Origin of the sequence: Nocardioides soli (assembly GCF_014191495.1) — a bacterium.
Classification (GTDB): domain Bacteria; phylum Actinomycetota; class Actinomycetes; order Propionibacteriales; family Nocardioidaceae; genus Nocardioides; species Nocardioides soli.
In genome coordinates this window covers 98,801-118,277 of record NZ_JACHWR010000005.1, presented here as the reverse complement: position 1 = coordinate 118,277, position 19,477 = coordinate 98,801, and the positions used below count along the sequence as shown (strand labels likewise).

Genomic DNA, 19,477 nt, shown 5'->3' with positions numbered 1-19,477 from the left:
CGGGGAATAGGCTCCACCGAGCGCCGTACGGCGCCGCCCGACTGCCGCCACCGAGCCGCCACAAGGGAGTCCCGCTCCAAAATGCAGACCTTCGCCGTCGTCGTCAGCCTCGGGCTCACCGCGGTCGCGCTCGCGATCCTGGTGCCCGCGGTCCTCAAGATGCTGGGCGTGATCCGGCTCGGCCAACCGGCGGCGGGGCGCACCGACCAGCCGCTCGCCCGCACGCTCACGATGCTCAAGGAGACCGTGCTCCACACGCGGATGCTCCAGTGGACGTGGATCGGCGTCATGCACTGGTTCGTCTTCGCGGCGTTCATCTTCCTCAGCACGGCCGTCGCGGCGGCGTACTTCCAGCTCTTCCAGCCCGACTTCGCCTGGCCGATCATCGGGCACTGGTACCCGTACGAGTGGTTCAGCGAGCTCATCGGCCTGCTGAGCACGGTCGGCATCATCGTCCTGATCGTCTACCGCCAGGTGAAGCACCCGCGGCGCCTGGGCCGCGGCAGCCGCTTCTTCGGCTCGACGCAGTGGCAGGCCTACTTCGTCGAGTACCTCGCCCTGCTCGAGGGCAGCGCGATCCTCTTCGTCCGCGGCGCGGAGTGGCGCCTCGACGAGGAGGCCGGGCGCAGCCACTACCCGATCGCCTCCTGGGTCGGGGACCTGCTCTACCCCGCCGCACCGGGCAGCCTCGAGAACATCATCTACGGCGTCGCGGTGTTCAAGATCGCGCTCGCGATGGTGTGGCTCATCGTGGTCGCCCGCAACCTGACGATGGGCATCGCCTGGCACCGGTTCACGGCCTGGTTCAACATCTGGTTCAAGCGCGAGGGCTCCGGCCGCACCGCGCTGGGCGCCTTGGCGCCGCTGACCTCGGGCGGGCGGCCGGTCTCGCTCGACGACATCGACGACCTCGACGAGGACTCGGTGCTCGGCGCCGGCTCGATCACCGACTTCAGCTGGAAGGGCATCCTCGACTTCACGACCTGCACGGAGTGCGGTCGCTGCCAGTCGCAGTGCCCGGCGTGGAACACCGAGAAGCCGCTGTCGCCGAAGCTGCTGATGATGGGCCTGCGCGAGGAGGCCTACGCCCACGCGGGCGCGCCCGCGGGCACGGCGCCCCGCGCGCTGGTCGGCAAGACCGACGCCGAGGCAGCCGCCGGCGCCGGCGCCGAGGTGACGGACTGGTTCTACAACCCCGCCGACGGCGACTTCGTCATCGACGAGGACGTGCTGTGGTCGTGCACGTCGTGCGGCGCGTGCGTGCAGCAGTGCCCCGTCGACATCGAGCACGTCGACCACATCGTCGACATGCGGCGCTACCAGGTGCTGGTCGAGTCGAACTTCCCCGCGGAGCTCAACGGCCTGTTCAAGGGCCTGGAGAACAAGGGCAACCCGTGGAACATGTCGCCGTCCGCGCGCCTCGACTGGGCCAAGGACCTGCCCTTCGAGGTCAAGGTCGTCGGCGCTCCGTCCGATCAGGGCGGCATCGAGTCGCTCGACGAGGTCGACTGGCTGTTCTGGGTCGGCTGCGCCGGCGCCTACGAGGACCGCGCGAAGAAGACCACCCGCGCCGTGGCCGAGCTGCTCGACCTGGCCGGCGTCTCCTTCGGCGTACTCGGCAACGGCGAGACCTGCACCGGCGACCCGGCCCGGCGCGCCGGCAACGAGTTCGTCTTCCAGGGGCTCGCACAGCAGAACGTCGAGACCTTCCAGGAGTACAAGGTCAAGAAGGTCGTCTCGACCTGCGCCCACTGCTTCAACACGCTCAAGAACGAGTACCGGGAGTTCGGCGTCGAGCTCGAGGTCGTGCACCACACCCAGCTGCTCAACCGGCTGGTGCGCGAGGGCCGGCTGACGCCGGTGCGCGAGGGCGCGGGCGCGCACAAGCGCTCGATCACCTACCACGACCCGTGCTACATCGGCCGCCACAACGGCGTCTACTCGCCGCCGCGCGAGCTGCTCCAGGTGCTGCCCGGCGCTGAGTACGTCGAGATGGAGCGCAACTCCGAGCGGTCCTTCTGCTGCGGCGCCGGTGGCGCGCGGATGTGGATGGAGGAGACGCTCGGCGAGCGGATCAACGTCAACCGCACCCGTGAGGCCGTCGGCACCGGCGCCGACCAGATCGCGGTCGGCTGCCCCTTCTGCCGGGTGATGCTCTCCGACGGGCTCACCGCGCAGCAGGCCGCCGGCGCGGCTCGCGAGGAGGTCGAGGTCCTCGACGTGGCGCAGATGCTGCTGGCCTCGGTGAAGGGCGAGATGGCGACCAAGCTGGCGCCGGGCTCGGCGGCCGCCGCTCCTGCTGCTGCTCCGGCCGCCGCTCCTGCCGCCGCTCCTGCGGCCGTCACCGAGGACACCGTGGTCGAGACCGCCGATGCCGGCCCGGCCGCGAAGGCCAGCGGCGGCTCGTCGCTCTTCGACGACGCCGGCTCGATGTTCGGCGAGGCGCCGGCGACCGCGAGCCCGGAGCGGGCCCCGACCGAGGAGGCCGAGGCCGCGAAGCCCGCCTCCTCCGGCGGCTCGCTCTTCGACCTCGGCGGAGACCAGGCCGCGCCTGCCGAGCCCGCTTCGTCGGGAGGGTCGCTCTTCGATCTGGGTGGCGGCCAGCCCGACGCCGGTCCGGCCGAGTCGGAGGCCCCGCCGGCCACCCCGCCCGCCTCGTCGCCCGCCTCGTCTGGGGGGTCGCTGTTCGACATCGCCACCCCGGAGGCCGCCCCGGAGCCGACGCCGACGCCGACGCCTGCGGCCAAGGCCGAGCCCGAGGCCGCCGCACCTGCGGCCGACCTCGGCGCCGGCGGCTCGCTCTTCGACATCGCCGCCCCCGAGCCCACCCCGGAGCCGACAGCTCCGGCCGCGGCGGCGGGGAAGGCCGACGAGCCCACCGAGGCCCCCGCCGCGACACCGGTGGCCGACCTCGGCTCGGGCGGATCGCTCTTCGACATCGCCGTCCCGGAGGCCGCACCGAAGGCCGCACCGGAGCCGGCGGCGGAGCCCGCTCCCGAGCCGGCCGCGGCGGCGGAGCCGAGTGCCCCGGCCGCGACCGTGATCCCCGAGGGCGGCTCGCTCTTCGACATCGCCGCCCCCGAGCCCGCGGCCGACGACAAGCCGGACCCGGTCGCCCTCAGCCAGGCCGCCACCGCGGCGGCCGGGGACGAGCCCGCCGTACCGGAGCCGGAGGACGAAGCCGAGACGAAGGACGAGGAACCGAAGGCGCCACAGGACGTCCAGGCGCACCAGCCGAAGACCGACGCGGACATCCACGGAGCCGGCTCACTCTTCGACCTCTGACGAGGCCGCCAGGCAAAGCGAGCAGGACACGCCGATCGTCACCGGCGTGTCCCCGTCGCCTTCCCTGACCACCCCCGTGCCCATCGGCGTGTCGTGCTCGTTTCCCCGGCCAGCCGGTGAAACGAGCACAGCGCCCAAACCCCGCGACCGCCTACCCGGCGTCCCGCTCTCCCGACTCCGGATGTTCGGGCACCCGGACCGGCCGCAGCCGCGCCCAGGTGAGGAACGCGATCCCGATGACGAGCATGACCAGGCCGGCCCACAGGTTGGCGTTGACACCACCGGTCTTGTCGAGCTCCTTGTCGCCGAAGATCCCCATGAGCACGAGGATGATCCCGTAGAGGCCGATCAGCCCGCCGATGATGTTGCGGATGTCGAAGGCGCCGGCGGTGTGCTGGGTGCGTGGCATGTCGGGCTCCTCAGAAGATCACGTTCAGAATGATGACCATGACCAGCGCGATGCCGGCGAGCGGCAGGGTCCGCTGGTACCACGGGCGCGACGCCTCCTCGGGATCCACGAGATCCTCCCGCGGCGTCTCCGAGTAGACCAGGCCGCGCAGCTCCTCGACCGGCTTCGGCCTGGTGAAGCCCGAGACCACGACACTGAGCACCACGTCGACGACGAACGCCGCACCCGCGGCGACGAACGACGCGCCCTGGCCGCTGATGCCGATCCAGCCCTGGCTGAGCGAGCCGAGCGCGTCCTCGCTGGCGACGCCGACGAGCACCGCTGCGAGCGTGCCGGCCACCAGGCCGACCCAGCCGGCGGTCGGGGTCATCCGCTTCCAGAACATGCCGACGATGAACGTGGCGAAGAGCGGGGCGTTGAAGAACCCGAACAGCGTCTGGAGGTAGTTCATGACGTTCGAGTAGTTCGACGCCAGCCCGGCGGTGAAGATCGCGATGATGACGGCGGCCACCGTCGCGATCCGGCCGACCACCAGGTAGTACTGGTCGCCGCGGTCCTTGACGACGTACCGCTGCCAGAGGTCGTAGCTCCAGACGGTGTTGAACGCCGACACGTTCGCGGCCATGCCGGCCATGAACGCCGCGAGCAGGCCGGCGATCGCCACGCCGAGCAGGCCGTTGGGCAGCACGTCGCGCATCAGGTAGAGCAGGGAGTCGTTGTACGTCACTCCCTCACCGGAGGCGCCGCCGGCGACCGTCTCGCCCGCCTTGACGTCGGCGATCTCGGTCACGAGCACCGCGGCGATCATGCCGGGGAGGATTGTGATGAAGGGGACGAACATCTTCGGGTAGGAGCCGATGATCGGCGTCTTGCGGGCCGAGGAGATCGAGTTCGACGCCATCGCCCGCTGGACCTCGACGAAGTTGGTGGTCCAGTAGCCGAAGGACAGCACGAACCCGAGGCCGAAGACGATGCCGACGACGGACCAGAAGTCCGAGGAGAAGCCGGTGAGCGCCGTACCGGGCCAGGAGTTCAGCTGGTCGGCGGCCGGCGCGATGGTGTCCGGGTGGGCGTCGGCGGCGCTGGTGATGCCGTCCTTGAGCCCGTCCCAGCCGCCGATCCGGTGCAGGCCGATCAGCGTGAGCGGCAGCAGCGCCGCGACGATCACGAAGAACTGGAGCACCTCGTTGTAGATCGCCGCGCTCAGTCCGCCCAGCGTGATGTAGGAGAGCACGATCGCCGCGGCCACGATCAGCGCCACCCACAGCGGCCAGCCGAGCAGCGCGTGGATGATGCTGCCGAGCAGGAACAGGTTGATGCCGGCGATCAGCAGCTGCGCGACGGCGAACGAGATCGCGTTGACCAGGTGGGCGCCGGTGCCGAACCGCTTGAACATGAACTCCGGCACCGAGCGGACCTTGGAGCCGTAGTAGAAGGGCATCATCACGACGCCGAGGAACAGCATCGCCGGGATCGCGCCGATCCAGAAGTAGTGGACGGTCGGGATGCCGAACTGGGCACCGTTCGCCGACATCCCCATGATCTCCACCGCGCCGAGGTTCGCGGAGATGAACGCCAGCCCGGTCACCCACGCGGGCAGCGACCTGCCCGAGAGGAAGAAGTCGAGGGAGTCGGAGATCTGCCGGCGGGCGAGCAGCCCGATCCCGAGCACTACGGCGAAGTAGATGAAGATCAGCAGGTAGTCGACGAACTGCGCGTCGATGATCGTGCTGGCCATCGCGGTCGGACTCGACATGCGGCCTGCCTTTCGTGCGCCGATCCGGCGGCGAAAGCCCCGGAGGAACCACCGGACGTCGTGCCCAGCAGCCTTCACCGACAAACCCGGCCCCGCCTCGCCCGCACCGGGTGATGTCAACGCGGCGCCAAATGATGTCACCGGAGGGTTGACGTGACATCACAATGGTGTCATCGTGGTGCACATGGACATCACGCCGTACGTCGAGAGCCTCCGTCGCGACCTGCTCGCGGCCGCCGACGCCGCCGGGCCGGAGGCCCGCGAGGTCACCGACCGGCTCGCGTTCGCGCTCGATCCGGCGGCCCGACTCGCGCTGATGGAGGCGATCTCGCAGGCCGCCGCCGAGATCACCGCCGAGCTGCCCTCGGGCGGGGTCGACGTACGCCTCAACGGCCGCGAGCTGGAGTTCGCGGTGCACGCCCCGCCAGCCGCACCCCCGCCGCCTCCGCCCCCGGCGCCGCCGGCCGCGGAGGACGCCGAGGAGGAGGGCGGCGTCGCCCGGATCACGCTCCGCATCCCGGAGTCGGTCAAGGCCAAGGCGGAGGAGCTCTCGGCCCGTTCGGGCCACTCCCTCAACACCTGGCTGGTCAATGTCGTCCGGGCCGCCACCCGCAGCGAGGGGGCGATCAACGTCGACATCGACCTCTCGAGCATCCCCTTCGTCAGCGGAAACGACCCGTTCGGCGGCGGCAAGCGCCCCGGCAAGCGCATGTCCGGCTGGGTCTAGCGAGCCACCCCACCCCACCATCCACCCCATCCCGGGACCGGCACGGCCGGCCCCGCGGACGAACACACCCTCGCGCAGGAGACCACGATGACCGAGCACCACTTCGACACACCACACCCCGTCGAGCTGTTCGCCGAGATCGGCAAGGGCCGCGTCGACGTCACCGCGACCGAGACCGAGCAGACGCACGTCGAGATCGCCGGCCGGGACGCCGACCAGGTCGACGTACGCCAGGACGGCCGCCGGATCAGCGTCGTCGCGCCCCGGCAGCGCGGCGGGCTGTTCGGCAGCGACTCCCGGCTCGACGTACGCATCACCGTCCCGACCGGCAGCGACGCGGTCGTCCGCACCGGCAGTGCCGACATCGGCGTCCGCGGCACGATCGACACCGGACAGGTCAAGAGCGGCTCCGGCGACATGCAGGTCGAGGCCGCGACCGGCCCCCTGCTCGCCGAGACCGGCTCCGGCGACATCCGCATCGACACGGCCGGCGACGCGCTGAAGGTCAAGAGCGGCTCCGGCGACGTCGTGATCGGCGCCACCGCCGGGGTCACGTCGATCTCGACCGGGTCCGGCGACGTCCGCGTGGGCGGCGCGCACGGCCAGACGGTCGTCAAGACCGGGTCCGGCGACCTCGAGGTCGTCGAGTCGAGCCACGACGTGTCGCTCACCACCGGCTCCGGCGACCTGGTCGTCTCCCGGGCCCAGCGCGGCCGGGTCAGCGTCAAGGGCGCCTCCGGCGACGTCCGTGTCGGCGTCCCCTCCGGCGTCCCGGTGTGGACCGACATCTCGACGGTCACCGGCGACATCCGCTCGAACCTGACCGGCGCCGGCAAGCCCGAGCAGGGTGCCGACCACGTCGAGGTCCGGGCCCGCACCGTCAGCGGCGACATCGTCCTCGCCGAGGTCTGAGCGCCTCGGCCGCACCCCACCAGCAGCCAGATCAGCAGAGGAGCACCGTCATGGAGTACAGCACCGGCACGCTCGACGCCGAGATCAACCGCCAGCAGCTCGCGGAGCGCATCGCCCGCGCGAGCACCCCCAAGATCCCCGCCACCGCACACCGGCACCTGCTCGCCCAGCGGCTGCGCCGCCTCGCCGACCGGGTCGACAACTGAGGATGGTCCGCGGCGGAGATGGTCCGCGGCGGAGATGGTCCGCGGCGGAGATGGTCGGCGGCGGGGATAGTCCGTCACGTTCTGGTTGTCGATCCCGATCGTCGGCAACCAGAACGTGACGGACTATCCCGGTCCCACAACCGCCGGCCCGCAGCTACGACCGCATCGCGACACCGCGGCGCCAGTAGCCCATGAAGGCCACCTGGCGGCGGTCGACCCCGAGGTCCTTGACCAGCACCCGCCGCAGCGCGGTGACCACGCCGGACTCGCCGGCGATCCAGGCGTAGAGGTCGTCGAGGTCGTGGCCGACCACGGTCGCGGCGGAGTCGACGTCCTCCCCGGAGGAGGAGTACGTCGGGGTCTCCCACAGGTCGGGATCGACCTCGTCGGCCTCCGCGCCCGCCACCGCCGCGGCGCCCACACCGAGGTGGTCCAGCACCGCCGGGTGCAGCAACTCGCCGTGGGCCGCGCCCGCCCGGGGCAGCCAGACCACCCGGACACCCTCCGGGTGCTGCACGGTCTGGGCGTCGGCGGCGGTCGGGATCTCCAGGAACGCCGCACCCACCGCGTCCCACGGCAGCTGGCCGAGGATCGCACACACGGCCGGCACGGCGGTCTCGTCGCCGACGAGCAGCAGGCGGCCCGCCGTACCGGGCTCGAACTCGATGCCGCCGTAGAACTGGCCACGTCGCGGCCCGAGCACCACGACCCGGTCCCCCACCGCGGCGCGCGCGGCCCAGTCGCAGCCCGGGCCGGGGTCGCCATGGTCGTCGGAGTGGACCACGATGTCGACAACCAGTCGGGTGTCGGGGCCGCTGCCCACGAGGTCGCGGACGGTGTAGGTACGCATGTGGCCGCGCTCCGCCTCCGGCCGAGCCAGCCAGGTCTCCCACCAGGAGTCGTCGACGCCCTCGAACGACGGCACCGGGCCGCCCGGGACACCTGGGAAGACCAGCTTGATCCGCTGGTCGTAGAGCGGCTGCCCCTCGACCCCGAAGTGCTCGAGGCAGGGTCCGCCGAACTCCACGCGGACGAACGACGGGGAGAGCCGTTCCACCCGCACCACCTCGACCTCGTCGAGGATCATCGACAGCTGCGGTTGCTCCGTGCCGGACGCCGAGGTCATGGTCATGAAGTTAGGTTAGCCTAACTTCACTTGATGGCTAGATCGGCGTCCGATGGAAGTTCTGGAACGACCGCGACGGCGTCGGGCCGCGCTGGCCCTGGTAGCGCGAGCCGTACTTCTCCGAGCCGTACGGGTGCGCCGAGGGCGAGGAGAGCCGGAAGAAGCAGAACTGGCCGATCTTCATGCCCGGGTAGAGCTTGATCGGGAGGGTCGCGACGTTCGCGAGCTCCAGCGTCACGTGCCCGGAGAAGCCGGGGTCGACGAACCCGGCGGTCGCGTGCGTCAGCAGGCCCAGGCGGCCGAGGGAGGACTTGCCCTCCACCCGCGCCGCGATGTCGTCGGGCAGCGACACCACCTCGTACGTCGAGCCGAGCACGAACTCCCCGGGGTGCAGGATGAACGGCTCGTCGCCCTCCGGCTCCACCATCCGGGTCAGGTCGGACTGATCGGCGGCGGGGTCGATGTGCGGGTACTTGTGGTTCTCGAACACCCGGAAGAACCGGTCCAGCCGGACGTCGATCGACGACGGCTGCAGCATCGCCGGATCGTAGGGATCGAGGGCGATCCGCCCCGCGTCGATCTCGGCGGTGATGTCGCGATCTGACAGCAGCACGCTGGCACCCTACCGGTGGCCGCCCGCGGGCCACCCCGGACAATGAGACGGTGAGCTTCCAGCGGTACGTCGCGATCGGCGACTCCTTCACCGAGGGCGTCGGCGACCCCGACCCCGCGCGTCCCAACGGCGTGCGCGGCTGGGCGGACCGGGTCGCGGAGGTGCTCGGCCACGAGGCCGCGTCGACCGGGCGGTCGTTCGGCTACGCCAACCTGGCGATCCGTGGTCGGAAGCTCCCCGCGATCCTCGACGAGCAGCTCGACCCCGCCGTCGCGCTCGAGCCCGACCTGGTGACGATCTACGCGGGCGCCAACGACATCCTGCGGCCACGCGTCGACCTCGACGGGATCGTCGAGCGGTACGACGCGGCGCTCGGCCGGCTCGCGGCGACCGGTGCCCGGCTGGTCGTGTTCACGGCGTTCGACCCCGGCGGGTCGGCGATCTACCGGCCACTGCGGGGCCGGTTCGCGCTCTACAACGAACTGGTGCGCACCGCCGCCCGCACCCACGGCGCCACCGTCGTCGACTTCTGGACGATGCGGGAGTACCGCGACTGGCGCTACTGGGACCCCGACCGGATGCACCTCGGCCCGGCCGGCCACCAGCGGATGGCGATCGAGGTGCTCGACACCCTCGGCGTACCCCACGAGCTCGAGCCGCTGCCGCTGCCCGACCGCCCGCCGCCGACGAGGGCCGAGCAGCGCCGCGAGAACCTCACCTGGGTGCGCGGGATGGCCATCCCGTGGGTGCACCGCCGCCTCACCGGACGCTCCTCGGGCGACGGGCTGGACCCGAAGCGCGCCACGCTCACGCCGATCGACTAGTATCTCCGCGACCCGGCAGACCCGCGGGTCATGCGGATGTAGCTCAGTTGGTAGAGCGCGACCTTCCCAAGGTCGATGTCGCGAGTTCGAGCCTCGTCATCCGCTCCACATCCCGACGAAGGTCGCGCCCACGAGCCCGACACTCTGCTCAACGTCGATGTCGCGAGTTCGAGCCTCGTCATCCGCTCCACATCCCGACGAACGTCGCGCCCACGAGCGCGACACTCTGCTCAACGTCGATGTCACGAGTTCGACAAAGGTCGATGTCGCGAGTTCGAGCCTCGTCGAGCCTGGCCCTCCGCTCGATGCCTCCCGGGCGCATCCGTTCAATTGCTGGGGCCGTGCACCCCGACCCCATCACTACTCGCCGGCAATCCCAGCGATCGAACGGATAGGGCGCGACCGCCACTCCGCCGCCGCTGTGACCCATGGGGAACTTGACTAGACCAGTGACGCACGGTGACAGTGGGACGGACCGCTTCCCCGTCCGGTCTCGAGGTTCTCGATGTCTCGCCCCCGCTCGGTCGCCGTCGGCATCGGCGCACTGGCCCTGCTGCTCGCCCTCGCCCCGTTCGTGCCCCGCGGCGATGACGGCCCCGGATCGCTGCGGCCGTCCACCGACACCGGGCGTACGCCGGGCGGCTCGCTGCGCACCGCGAACGCCGCCGGCCCTTCCCGGGTCACCGCCGCGATGCGGGCCGAGATCGACCGGGTGGTCGCGGCCGGGCGCACGATCGGCCGGCCCGGCAGCAAGGCCGGCGTCGCCGCGACCGCCGACGCCGTGCGCTGCGCCGACCTCGACGGCCAGCGGTACTGCCTGGGCGTCGGCTGGACCAGCGACACCGAGGCCGACGTACGCGACCGGGTCGCCGCCGCGGCTCGACGGTCGGGCCGCGCCCCGGCGACGACCACCACCGGCGACCTCGACGCGGCCGCCACCCTCGACCGGATGGTCCGGATGAGCCCGGCCGAGCGGGCCGCCGCCGAGCGCGCCGAGCTGACCGCGGCGGCGCGGTCGGTGGCCAAGGTCTGGCTGCTGCGACACGAGATCCAGGGCACGCCGCTCCCGCGCGGCTTCCTGGCCGATCACCCGGAGGCCCGCGCCGCCCGCGACACCACCCGGCTCGCCGCGCAGCGCAAGACCACGGCCGATTACCCCCGCCGGTCCACCGTCATCAAGCCCGGCCGCGCCCGGGAGCAGAACCGCACCTACTGGTGCGGACCCGCCACGATGCAGGCGATCGCATGGGGCTGGGACGGCGAGGTCCGCACCCAGCGCCACTGGGCCCGCCGGCTCGGCACCACCCGCGACGGCACCTCGATCTCCGACATCGTGCGCGTCGTCAACCGCGCCACGGGATACGACCGGCCGGGACGCGCCGGGCCCTACATCACCCTCGATGTCGGCGACTGGTCCTTCAAGCAGTGGAAACTGCTGATGATGCGCCACATCCACGACTACCGGGCGCCCGTCGTGCTGCACCCCGTGCTGCGCCGGGCCTACTACCCCTACCTCGACGACGACGCGTCCGGCCACTTCCAGGTCGGGCGCGGCTACGACAAGTCCGGCAAGCGCCCGCTGCGGCTCGGCTACTTCGAGCCCTGGAACCAGCAGCGCTTCGACCCCTCGGAGCCCTTCATCGCCCGGGTCCAGTGGCGGCAGGCCTACAAGAGCTACCGCGCCAACCAGACCCACCCGATGCACAACGTGGGGGTCTGATGCGACCCCGGCTGCTGGCGTGCGCCGCGATCGTGGCGCTGGCCGCGTCGGCCTGCGGATCGGACGACGAGAGGCCGGAGCCGCCGACCACCGGCAGCACCCCCAGCGAGAGCCCCGGCTCGATCGAGCCGCTGGACTGGCGCCCCGTCGACGGCCCGGTCGACGACCCCGTGACCCGCAACGGCGAGTGGACCCTCACCGTGACCGGCGACGGGTCGAGCTGGGAGCTGACCGGCCCGACCACCGGCAGCGGCGGGGGTACGGCGGGGTGGCGGGTCAGCGACGCCCTGCTCGACGACGACTGGGCGGTCGTGGTGCTCCAGGACCGGGCCGAGCGGCGGGCCGGCCGCGCCACGGTCGTCGACCTCGAGAGCGGCCGGACGTTCTCGGTCGACGGCGACACCGACGTACCCACCACCAGCGGCGGCACCTGGGCCCTCGGCGACGACCGGCTCCTGCACGCGACCGTCGACGACGGGGCCTACTGCCTGGCCGAGGTCGACCTCGAGAGCCGGCGCTCGACGGTGGCGTGGTGCGCACCGGAGCGGCACGGCTTCAGCACCGCCCACGTGTCGGAGGACGGCGACTCCATGATGACCTTCGACGACTCCCGGCCGTCGTGCCGCACGGTCGTCACCGTCGCCGGCGGCACCGCCACCCCCTTCCCCGGCGTCACCGCGTGCAAGGGCTGGGAGGGCGTGCTCACCGACGGCGGCGCCGTCTGGTCGGAGATCCCGCGCGAGCGGCGCATCGAGGAGGCCCACTTCCAGGCGAGCATCGGCGACGAGTACGCCGACCTCGGCCCCGGCCTGGCCGGCAGCCTGGTCGAGTGCCACGGCGCGGCGTACTTCGTGCGCGACCCACAGCGGCAGGGCGAGCCCGCCGCGTTGCTGCGATGGACGCCCGACGACGGCGCGGTCGTGGTCTACGAGTCGCCGAAGGGTCAGGCGTTCCTCGAGCCGCCACGCTGTGGCGGCGACGCGATCACCGTCACCGCCCGCTCCTCCTCCGGCGACGAGCAGGTCACCGCCGACCTCGACTGACCCGCGCTCGCCCCGGCTGTCTACGCTGGCAGGCGTGAGTGACGGCTTCACCGGATTCCCCGTCGCGGGGCTCGACTTCTACGACGACCTCGAGGTCGACAACACCAAGTCGTTCTGGGAGAAGCACAAGGCGGTCTACACCGAGTCCGTCCGCCGGCCGATGGAGGCGCTGTGCGCCGAGCTCACCGGCGAGTTCGCCCCCGACGGGCAGAGCGCGAAGGTGTTCCGGCCCTACCGCGACGTCCGGTTCGCGAAGGACAAGACGCCGTACAAGACCCATCAGGGCGCGTTCGTGCGGGTCGGCGAGGCGACGGGCTGGTACGTCGAACTCTCGCCGCGCGGCGTCCGCACCGGCGGCGGGTTCTACGAGGCGAGCGGCCCCCGGCTGGCGGCGTTCCGTGAGGCCGTGGCGCACGACCGCTTCGGCCCCGAGCTCGAGAAGATCGTCCGCTCGCTGGAGAGGAAGGGCTTCGAGATCGGCGGCGACCGGCTCAAGACCAGCCCCCGCGGGTACGACGCCGAGCACCCGCGCATCGAGCTGCTCCGGCACCGCTCCTTGACCGCGGGCCACTCCCTCGGCTTCGAGCCGGTGATCCACACCCCCGAGGTGCTCGACATCGTCCGCGATGACTGGCGGACGCTGCGCCCGCTCGTCGAGTGGTGCGCCCGGCACGCCTCGGCCTGAGCGCCACCCGGGCGATACCCAGTGACGTTCTGGTTGTTCCGGTCGCCCGGGAACGACCACACCGTCACTGGGTATCGGGCCGGGCGACCCACCAGACGCCGTCGAGCGCGAGCGTGCGCAGCAGCCTCCGGCCTACGGACGCCGCGCCGTCGTCGTATGCGTCGACGACGAAGCCGCCGGGCACGTAGGCACGGACGTGGTCCTGCAGCGGCTGCTCCTCGCCGGTGCGCGCGTCGAACTCCATCCGTCCGTGCTCGAAGAGCCAGACGCCCCCGGGCATCGCCGCGCAGGGCGGGCCACCCGCGAACGCCAGGCACCGCTCCCGGGCGGGCGTCGACACCCCGGCGCTGCGGGTGTCGATCGCCACGGTGACCGTGCCGCCGCGCCAGCGCACCACACCCCGCTGGACCTGGAACTGGTACGGCTGGTCGTCCGCGACGACGCGCGAACCCGGCAGCAGCGTCGCCAGCGCCGCGCTCATGTCACCGGCGGCGACCGCGAGCTCCCGCGGCGACTCGCCCGGCGCCGTGGCGACACCCGCCCCCGTGCCGCCGCCCACGACCAGAAGCGGCGCGGCCGTGGCGGTCGCGACGACGGCGACAGCCGCTCCGGCCGCCCCCGCCAGCCGCCGCCGGCCGCGTCGTACCCGCCCCCGCGCCGCGGCCCCCGCCACCAGCCGTCCCACGTCGGGCTCGAGGGTCTCGCCGACCCGCTCGACCAGGGCCACCATCTGCTGCTCGTTCATCGCGACGCCCTCTCCCGGGCGCGCTCGAGCGCCCGCATGCTCCGGTTCTTGACCGCGCCCGGGCTGAGTCCGAGCAGGTCGGCGACCTCGGCGACGGCGAGGTCCTCGCTGTAGCGGAGCACCAGGACGGCACGGTCCAGCGGCACCAGCCCGTCGAGGACGTCCTGCAGACCCATCCGCAGGTCCGCGGCCTCCGCGGGGTCGACGGTCGCCGACTCCGGCAGGTCGTCGTACGGCACCTCCTGGCTGCTACGCCGCCGCTGCTGGCTGATGTAGGTGCGCACGAGCGTGGTCTGCGCGTACGCCGCCGGGTTGTCGATCCGGCGGCCCCACTTCACGTAGACCTTGGCCAGGGTCTCCTGGACGAGATCCTCGGCGCGGTGCCGGTCGCCGCAGAGCAGGTACGCCGAGCGGTAGAGCTGCGGCGTCCTCGCCACGGCGAACTGCTCGAACTCCCGATCCTTCGACATCCCGCCCTCGCTGCGTGTCCGGTGAATGGTGCTCCATCCACTACGACGCGACCGGGCGGCGCGCGGTCACACCGGATCAGGCGGTCATGAAGCTCGCCATCGTGCGGTCGGGCTCCCAGTAGGCCTTCATCGACGCGACCCGGCCGTCGTCGTGCACGACGTACACCATGATCAGGTCGGTCGTCGTGTGGCTGCCGTCGGGGAAGGACGTCTTGATCCGCCCGATGTTCGCGCAGGTGTTGCCGCCCGGGTTGGCGAAGGAGTCGTTGATCTCGAACTCGAACGTCGCGATCGGCGCGATCGCCTTCTCCCAGAACGCCGAGATGCCCTCGTGGCCACGGTGTCCGGCGCCCTCCGGGTCGAACATCGACGGGCCGACCGGGTCCTCGATCACGGCGTCCTCGGCGTACACCGTGAGCCACTCGGCAAGATCGCCCTTGGCGACGGCCGAGTAGGAGCGCTGGGAGGCCGCGCGCGCCGGGTGGTCGTCGTTCGGCGCGTTCCAGGTGATGGCGTCGGAGGTGATCATGGCGGCATCCTAGGCGCGAACTGGAACATGTTCTAGATATCCGGCCCGGTGCGGTCGGGAGACCTTCACACCCCGTTCACCGGGAGGTTCACCGCCGGGCCGCCTGCGACTGGGACCGTGACGCCATGGCGCGACGTACGGCGTACCTGCACATCGGGCTCCCCGGCAGCGGCGGTGGCTTCGTCGAGACCGCTCTCGTCGAGCACTCCGAGTCGCTCACCGAGATGGGCGTCCAACACCCGACCATCACGGACGACGAGATGTTCCGGGCCGCGGTCGAGATCCGCCGCGACCACCGGGCGTGGGGCTACCGGCGCCGCGAGGTCGAGGGCACCTGGGCCGAGATCTGCCGGCGCACCCGCCGGGGAAGCGGCCCGATCCTGCTCAGCCAGGAGCTGCTCGCCGCCTGCACCGACGACCAGGCCGCACTCCTGCTCGACACCCTCGACGGACACGAGGTGCACGTCGTCGTCACCGCCCGCCGGGCCGACGCCGAGCGGCACGAGCTCGCCGACCTCGCCCGGCGCTGGGCGCGGGCGGTCGGCGGCGCCGAACGGGTGCACGTGCTGGTCGCGCCGACGTACGTCGAGCCTCGGGCCTGGATCTGGTCGGCGCTCGGGGAGCTCGTCGGCTTCGACGCCGCGCGGCTGCCGTTGCCGGCCCCCGGCCTGCCACCCCACCTGATGCGGTCGCTGGCCCAGGCGACCGGCCGCGACCTCGACGGCGACACCCCGACCGAGGGCGAGGACCAGCTGTGGTGGGCCTCGGCGCTGCTCTCGGCGACGCTCGTCGAGGTGGCCCGGCTGCGCGAGCAGGAGCGGGCGCTCGCGGAGCGCAACGCCAAGCTGGAGAGGAAGCGCCGCAGGCCGAGGCGCCGGCTGTCCGACGCCTGACGGAGCGAGGCGGCCGTCAGTGCGGCTGCCAGGCCTCCTCGTGCGCGGTGCGCGCGGTGACCGCGTCGGGCAGCTGCCGGTCGGCGAGCTGCTGGATCGAGACCTGCTCGAAGACGTCGCGCAGGGAGTCACGGGCCGCGATCCAGACGTGCTGGAGCACGTCGGCGGTCTCGTTGTAGGTGACCGCCTCCGGCCGCAGTCCATAGACGGAGACCAGCGGTCCGTCGACCGCCCGGATGACGTCGGCGACGGACACGTCCGCGGCCGGGCGCCCCATCCGCCAGCCACCGGACTGGCCGCGCTGCGACATCACGACGCCGGCGCGACGCAGGTCCGCGAGGATCGCCTGGAGGAAGCCGTGCGGAATCTCCTGGAGCCGCCCGAGCTCCTCAGCGCTCACCGCCCGGCCGTCCACCCGCGACGCCATCTCGATCAGCGCGCGGAGGGCGTAGTCGGACTTGGCGGAAACTCGCATGGGTCAAGTGTGTCAGATGTGTCGACTGGTTCACTCGACCTTGGGGTGCTTCGGCGCCCCGCCGCGACGGGGCCTGTGACGGGAGCCTCAGGCGGCGACCAGCTCGGGCTCGTCGGCGCCGGCTCGGGCCAGGCGCTCCTGCCGCACCGCCCAGACGATCCCGGTCACCCACAGCACGCCGACGACCGCGGTCAGCAGCGCGACCAGGGCACCGGACGCACCCAGCGCCTCGGCGATCGTCTTGCTGTTGGTCAGCACGATCAGGCCTCCCGCGGCGACGCCCAGCACCCGCGCGGCGAGCTTGCGGACCAGCCAGGCGGCGATCGGCGCGGCGACGACACCACCCGCGAGCAGCGCCGCGGCGTACGACCACTCGATGCCCTGCGAGCCGAGCGCGATGATGAAGCCGAGCGAGCCGCCGACAGCGACCACGAACTCCGAGGTGTCGATCGACCCGATCACCTTCCGCGGCTCGAGCCGACCCGACGACAGCAGCGTGGTGGTCCCGACCGGACCCCAGCCACCGCCGCCGATCGCATCGAGGGCGCCGCCGACCACGCCCATCGGAGCGAGGAAGCCGGCCGAGGGCCGGGACTTGAACGTCGGGCGCCGACCGCCCAGGACGAGGAAGCGCCAGATCACATAGCCGCCGAGGCCGAGGAGGATGGCCGCCACCCATGGCTTCGCGACGTCGCCGTCGAGGCTGGCCAGGAAGGTCGCGCCGGCGAAGGCGCCGACGAAGCCGGGGACGGCGAGGATCGAGACGGTCCGCCAGTCGACGTTGCCGAGCTTGTGGTGGGAGAACCCCGAGACCAGCGAGGTGCCGATCTCGGAGAAGTGGACGGCGGCCGACGCCGCGGCCGGCGCGACGCCGGCGGCGAGCAGCAGGGTGGACGACGTGACGCCGTACGCCATGCCGAGCGAGCCGTCGATGAGCTGCGCCAGCAGCCCGACGACCGCCAGGACGATGAGCTTGCGCATGTTCGGTCCGCACCCCTGAATCGGCTTTATTTACTGACTCGATCAACTTTGCCAGATCAATCGTGCTTCATGCCAATCCGCCGCGCCCGGGCGAACCCGCCTTGCGGGGTTACTGACGGGTACGTACCATGGAAGTTACCGACGAGTAGACTCCGGATCTCCCGGACATCCAGGTGAAGGTGGGGGCAGTGAGCCACTACAAGAGCAACATCCGCGACATCGAGTTCAACCTCTTCGAGGTGTTCGGCCGCGACCAGGTGCTGGGCACCGGTCCGTTCGCCGAGGTCGACACGGAGACCGCCCGCGAGATCCTCGCCGAGGTGGACCGGCTGGCCCGCGAGGACCTCGCCGCGTCGTTCGTCGACGCCGACCGCAACCCGCCGGTGTTCGACCCGAAGACCAACACCGCGCCGCTGCCGGAGTCGTTCAAGAAGAGCTACCAGGCGTGGATGGACGCGGAGTACTGGCGGCTCACGACGTTCGCCGAGCTCGGCGGCACCCCCGCGCCGTCCAGCATCTGCTGGGCGATGGGCGAGCTGGTGCTCGGCGCCAACCCCGCCGTCTGGATGTACGGCGCCGGCCCGATGTTCGCGGGCGTCCTGTGGCGCAACGGCAACGAGCGCGACCGCCGGATCGCCCAGCTGGTCGTCGACAAGGGCTGGAACACCACGATGGTGCTGACCGAGCCCGACGCGGGCTCCGACGTCGGCGCCGGCCGCGCCAAGGCCACCCCGAACGACGACGGCACCTGGAACATCGAGGGCGTCAAGCGCTTCATCACCTCCGCCGAGGGCGACCTCAGCGACCAGATCATCCACATGGTGCTGGCCCGGCCGGTCGGCGTCGAGGGCGCGGGCGGCCCGGGCACCAAGGGCCTGAGCCTCTTCATCGTGCCGAAGTACCACTTCGACCTCGAGACCGGCGAGCTCGGCGAGCGCAACGGCGCCTACGTCACCAACGTCGAGCACAAGATGGGCATCAAGGTGTCCAACACCTGCGAGCTCACCTTCGGCGACCCCGGTGTCGGCGGCGGCGAGCCGGCCGTCGGCTACCTGCTCGGCGAGGTCCACAACGGCATCGCGCAGATGTTCCAGGTCATCGAGAACGCCCGGATGATGGTCGGCACCAAGGCCATCGCCACGCTGTCGACCGGCTACCTCAACGCGCTCGAGTTCGCCAAGGAGCGCGTCCAGGGTGCCGACCTCACCCAGTCGGCCGACAAGACCGCGCCGCGCGTGACGATCACGCACCACCCCGACGTGCGCCGCTCGCTGATGACGCAGAAGTCGTACGCCGAGGCGATGCGCGCGCTGGTGCTCTACACCGCCACGTGGCAGGACCAGGTGATGGTCGCCGAGCACGCCGGGGAGCGGGACGAGCTGGCCGAGAAGGTCAACGACCTGCTGCTCCCGATCGTCAAGGGCTACGGCTCGGAGCGCTCGTGGGTACTGCTGGGCACCGAGTCGCTGCAGACCCTCGGCGGCTCCGGCTTCCTGCAGGAGTACCCGATCGAGCAGTACGTCCGCGACGCGAAGATCGACACGCTCTACGAGGGCACGACCGCGATCCAGGGCCAGGACCTCTTCTTCCGCAAGATCGTCAAGGACCAGGGCGCCGCGCTCGGCCACCTCGCCGGCCAGATCAAGCAGTTCATCGACCGCGAGGCCGGCAACGGCCGGCTCAAGAACGAGCGCGCGCTGCTCGCCACGGCCCTCGACGACGCCCAGGCGATCGTCGGCCACCTGATCAACGACCTGATGTCCGCCCAGGACGACGTCCGCAACATCTACAAGGTCGGCCTCAACACCAGCCGCCTGCTGATGGTGCTGGGCGACGTGGTCTGCTCGTGGCTGCTGCTGCGCCAGGCCGAGGTCGCGCTGGAGAAGCTGGGCGGCGACCCGGGTCGCGACCAGGCGTTCTACGAGGGCAAGGTCGCGGCCGCGCAGTTCTTCGCACAGAACGTGCTGCCGAAGATCTCCGCCGAGCGGGTCCTCGCCGAGTCGACCGACCTGTCCCTGATGGACCTCGACGAGTCCGCCTTCTGAGCCGAGCCGGCGCCAGATTTCACCCGAGCCGGC

General features: G+C 71.7%; 19 protein-coding genes and 1 tRNA gene. 11 read left to right on the top strand and 9 right to left on the bottom strand.

Translation table 11 applies throughout. The annotated features are described in order from the left end of the window. Nucleotides 1-81: 81 nt before the first annotated feature. The gene (locus tag FHU40_RS24785) at nt 82-3,285 is read left to right on the top strand and encodes a (Fe-S)-binding protein (protein ID WP_183595189.1); all 3,204 of its coding nucleotides are present in this window, start codon (nt 82-84) and stop codon (nt 3,283-3,285) included. Between the two features lie 151 nt (nt 3,286-3,436). On the opposite strand, the gene FHU40_RS24780 is transcribed toward FHU40_RS24785, so the two are convergent. Both FHU40_RS24780 and FHU40_RS24775 read right to left on the bottom strand, forming a co-directional pair. Continuing rightward, nucleotides 3,437-3,694 (bottom strand): hypothetical protein, encoded by a 258-nt coding sequence (locus FHU40_RS24780; RefSeq protein WP_183595188.1) that lies wholly within the window; start codon nt 3,692-3,694, stop codon nt 3,437-3,439. A gap of 10 nt (nt 3,695-3,704) precedes the next feature. Next, nucleotides 3,705-5,432: a sodium:solute symporter family protein gene (locus FHU40_RS24775; protein ID WP_183595304.1), complete on the bottom strand. Its 1,728-nt coding sequence runs from the start codon at nt 5,430-5,432 to the stop codon at nt 3,705-3,707. Nucleotides 5,433-5,634: 202 nt separating this feature from the next. Between FHU40_RS24775 and FHU40_RS24770 the strand changes: the two genes are divergently transcribed. The 3 genes from FHU40_RS24770 to FHU40_RS24760 all read left to right on the top strand — a co-directional run bounded on the left by FHU40_RS24770 (nt 5,635) and on the right by FHU40_RS24760 (nt 7,295). Continuing rightward, nucleotides 5,635-6,177 carry a pilus assembly protein HicB gene (locus FHU40_RS24770; RefSeq protein WP_183595187.1) on the top strand — a complete coding sequence of 181 codons (543 nt, stop codon included), beginning with the start codon at nt 5,635-5,637 and terminating at the stop codon, nt 6,175-6,177. Nucleotides 6,178-6,264: 87 nt separating this feature from the next. Next, nucleotides 6,265-7,089, top strand: a complete 825-nt coding sequence (locus FHU40_RS24765; RefSeq protein ID WP_183595186.1) for a DUF4097 family beta strand repeat-containing protein — start codon at nt 6,265-6,267, stop codon at nt 7,087-7,089. A gap of 50 nt (nt 7,090-7,139) precedes the next feature. Next, nucleotides 7,140-7,295, top strand: a complete 156-nt coding sequence (locus tag FHU40_RS24760; protein WP_183595185.1) for a hypothetical protein — start codon at nt 7,140-7,142, stop codon at nt 7,293-7,295. Nucleotides 7,296-7,449: 154 nt separating this feature from the next. Here FHU40_RS24760 and FHU40_RS24755 read toward each other — a convergent pair whose 3' ends face one another. Continuing rightward, nucleotides 7,450-8,427: a siderophore-interacting protein gene (locus FHU40_RS24755; protein WP_246391525.1), complete on the bottom strand. Its 978-nt coding sequence runs from the start codon at nt 8,425-8,427 to the stop codon at nt 7,450-7,452. A 31-nt stretch (nt 8,428-8,458) separates the two neighbouring features. Next, nucleotides 8,459-9,034 (bottom strand): dCTP deaminase, encoded by a 576-nt coding sequence (dcd, locus tag FHU40_RS24750; RefSeq protein ID WP_183595184.1) that lies wholly within the window; start codon nt 9,032-9,034, stop codon nt 8,459-8,461. 50 nt (nt 9,035-9,084) lie between these two features. Between dcd and FHU40_RS24745 the strand changes: the two genes are divergently transcribed. The 5 genes from FHU40_RS24745 to FHU40_RS24725 all read left to right on the top strand — a co-directional run bounded on the left by FHU40_RS24745 (nt 9,085) and on the right by FHU40_RS24725 (nt 13,306). After that, nucleotides 9,085-9,858, top strand: coding sequence for a GDSL-type esterase/lipase family protein (locus FHU40_RS24745; RefSeq protein ID WP_183595183.1), 774 nt, complete (start codon nt 9,085-9,087; stop codon nt 9,856-9,858). Between the two features lie 32 nt (nt 9,859-9,890). Beyond that, a tRNA-Gly gene (locus FHU40_RS24740) sits at nt 9,891-9,966 on the top strand. Between the two features lie 397 nt (nt 9,967-10,363). Then, nucleotides 10,364-11,578, top strand: a complete 1,215-nt coding sequence (locus tag FHU40_RS24735) for a C39 family peptidase (RefSeq protein WP_183595182.1) — start codon at nt 10,364-10,366, stop codon at nt 11,576-11,578. Continuing rightward, complete coding sequence (locus FHU40_RS24730) at nt 11,578-12,621, top strand: hypothetical protein (protein WP_183595181.1); 1,044 nt, start codon at nt 11,578-11,580, stop codon at nt 12,619-12,621. Before FHU40_RS24735 ends, FHU40_RS24730 begins: the two co-directional genes overlap by 1 nt. Nucleotides 12,622-12,655: 34 nt before the next feature. Beyond that, nucleotides 12,656-13,306 (top strand): TIGR02453 family protein, encoded by a 651-nt coding sequence (locus FHU40_RS24725; RefSeq protein WP_183595180.1) that lies wholly within the window; start codon nt 12,656-12,658, stop codon nt 13,304-13,306. Nucleotides 13,307-13,370: 64 nt separating this feature from the next. On the opposite strand, the gene FHU40_RS24720 is transcribed toward FHU40_RS24725, so the two are convergent. The 3 genes from FHU40_RS24720 to FHU40_RS24710 form a co-directional block, all read right to left on the bottom strand. Beyond that, complete coding sequence (locus FHU40_RS24720; RefSeq protein ID WP_183595179.1) at nt 13,371-14,051, bottom strand: hypothetical protein; 681 nt, start codon at nt 14,049-14,051, stop codon at nt 13,371-13,373. Beyond that, on the bottom strand, nt 14,048-14,521 hold the full coding sequence (locus FHU40_RS24715; protein ID WP_183595178.1) for a SigE family RNA polymerase sigma factor: 474 nt from the start codon (nt 14,519-14,521) through the stop codon (nt 14,048-14,050). Before FHU40_RS24715 ends, FHU40_RS24720 begins: the two co-directional genes overlap by 4 nt. Before the next feature lie 76 nt (nt 14,522-14,597). Then, entirely contained in the window at nt 14,598-15,050 is a 453-nt protein-coding gene (locus tag FHU40_RS24710; protein WP_183595177.1) for a nuclear transport factor 2 family protein, read from the bottom strand. A gap of 125 nt (nt 15,051-15,175) precedes the next feature. On the opposite strand from FHU40_RS24710, the gene FHU40_RS24705 reads away from it, so the two are divergent. Further along, nucleotides 15,176-15,943 carry a hypothetical protein gene (locus tag FHU40_RS24705; protein WP_183595176.1) on the top strand — a complete coding sequence of 256 codons (768 nt, stop codon included), beginning with the start codon at nt 15,176-15,178 and terminating at the stop codon, nt 15,941-15,943. 16 nt (nt 15,944-15,959) lie between these two features. On the opposite strand, the gene FHU40_RS24700 is transcribed toward FHU40_RS24705, so the two are convergent. Next, nucleotides 15,960-16,418 carry an RrF2 family transcriptional regulator gene (locus FHU40_RS24700; protein WP_183595175.1) on the bottom strand — a complete coding sequence of 153 codons (459 nt, stop codon included), beginning with the start codon at nt 16,416-16,418 and terminating at the stop codon, nt 15,960-15,962. 87 nt (nt 16,419-16,505) lie between these two features. Beyond that, nucleotides 16,506-17,399 (bottom strand): sulfite exporter TauE/SafE family protein, encoded by an 894-nt coding sequence (locus FHU40_RS24695; protein ID WP_183595174.1) that lies wholly within the window; start codon nt 17,397-17,399, stop codon nt 16,506-16,508. A 188-nt stretch (nt 17,400-17,587) separates the two neighbouring features. Between FHU40_RS24695 and FHU40_RS24690 the strand changes: the two genes are divergently transcribed. Further along, complete coding sequence (locus tag FHU40_RS24690; RefSeq protein ID WP_183595173.1) at nt 17,588-19,444, top strand: acyl-CoA dehydrogenase C-terminal domain-containing protein; 1,857 nt, start codon at nt 17,588-17,590, stop codon at nt 19,442-19,444. The last annotated feature ends 33 nt before the right edge of the window (nt 19,445-19,477 follow it).

Excerpts from the sequence above, each read along its gene's own strand:
- FHU40_RS24700 (WP_183595175.1), bottom strand. The coding sequence starts at position 16,418 with ATGCGAGTTTCCGCCAAGTCCGACTACGCCCTCCGCGCGCTGATCGAG.
- FHU40_RS24755 (WP_246391525.1), bottom strand. The coding sequence starts at position 8,427 with ATGACCATGACCTCGGCGTCCGGCACGGAGCAACCGCAGCTGTCGATG.
- FHU40_RS24735 (WP_183595182.1), top strand. The coding sequence starts at position 10,364 with ATGTCTCGCCCCCGCTCGGTCGCCGTCGGCATCGGCGCACTGGCCCTG.
- FHU40_RS24775 (WP_183595304.1), bottom strand. The coding sequence starts at position 5,432 with ATGGCCAGCACGATCATCGACGCGCAGTTCGTCGACTACCTGCTGATC.
- FHU40_RS24695 (WP_183595174.1), bottom strand. The coding sequence starts at position 17,399 with ATGCGCAAGCTCATCGTCCTGGCGGTCGTCGGGCTGCTGGCGCAGCTC.
- FHU40_RS24710 (WP_183595177.1), bottom strand. The coding sequence starts at position 15,050 with ATGATCACCTCCGACGCCATCACCTGGAACGCGCCGAACGACGACCAC.
- FHU40_RS24715 (WP_183595178.1), bottom strand. The coding sequence starts at position 14,521 with ATGTCGAAGGATCGGGAGTTCGAGCAGTTCGCCGTGGCGAGGACGCCG.
- FHU40_RS24730 (WP_183595181.1), top strand. The coding sequence starts at position 11,578 with ATGCGACCCCGGCTGCTGGCGTGCGCCGCGATCGTGGCGCTGGCCGCG.
- FHU40_RS24720 (WP_183595179.1), bottom strand. The coding sequence starts at position 14,051 with ATGAACGAGCAGCAGATGGTGGCCCTGGTCGAGCGGGTCGGCGAGACC.
- FHU40_RS24785 (WP_183595189.1), top strand. The coding sequence starts at position 82 with ATGCAGACCTTCGCCGTCGTCGTCAGCCTCGGGCTCACCGCGGTCGCG.
- FHU40_RS24705 (WP_183595176.1), top strand. The coding sequence starts at position 15,176 with ATGGCGCGACGTACGGCGTACCTGCACATCGGGCTCCCCGGCAGCGGC.
- FHU40_RS24770 (WP_183595187.1), top strand. The coding sequence starts at position 5,635 with ATGGACATCACGCCGTACGTCGAGAGCCTCCGTCGCGACCTGCTCGCG.
- FHU40_RS24765 (WP_183595186.1), top strand. The coding sequence starts at position 6,265 with ATGACCGAGCACCACTTCGACACACCACACCCCGTCGAGCTGTTCGCC.
- FHU40_RS24760 (WP_183595185.1), top strand. The coding sequence starts at position 7,140 with ATGGAGTACAGCACCGGCACGCTCGACGCCGAGATCAACCGCCAGCAG.
- FHU40_RS24780 (WP_183595188.1), bottom strand. The coding sequence starts at position 3,694 with ATGCCACGCACCCAGCACACCGCCGGCGCCTTCGACATCCGCAACATC.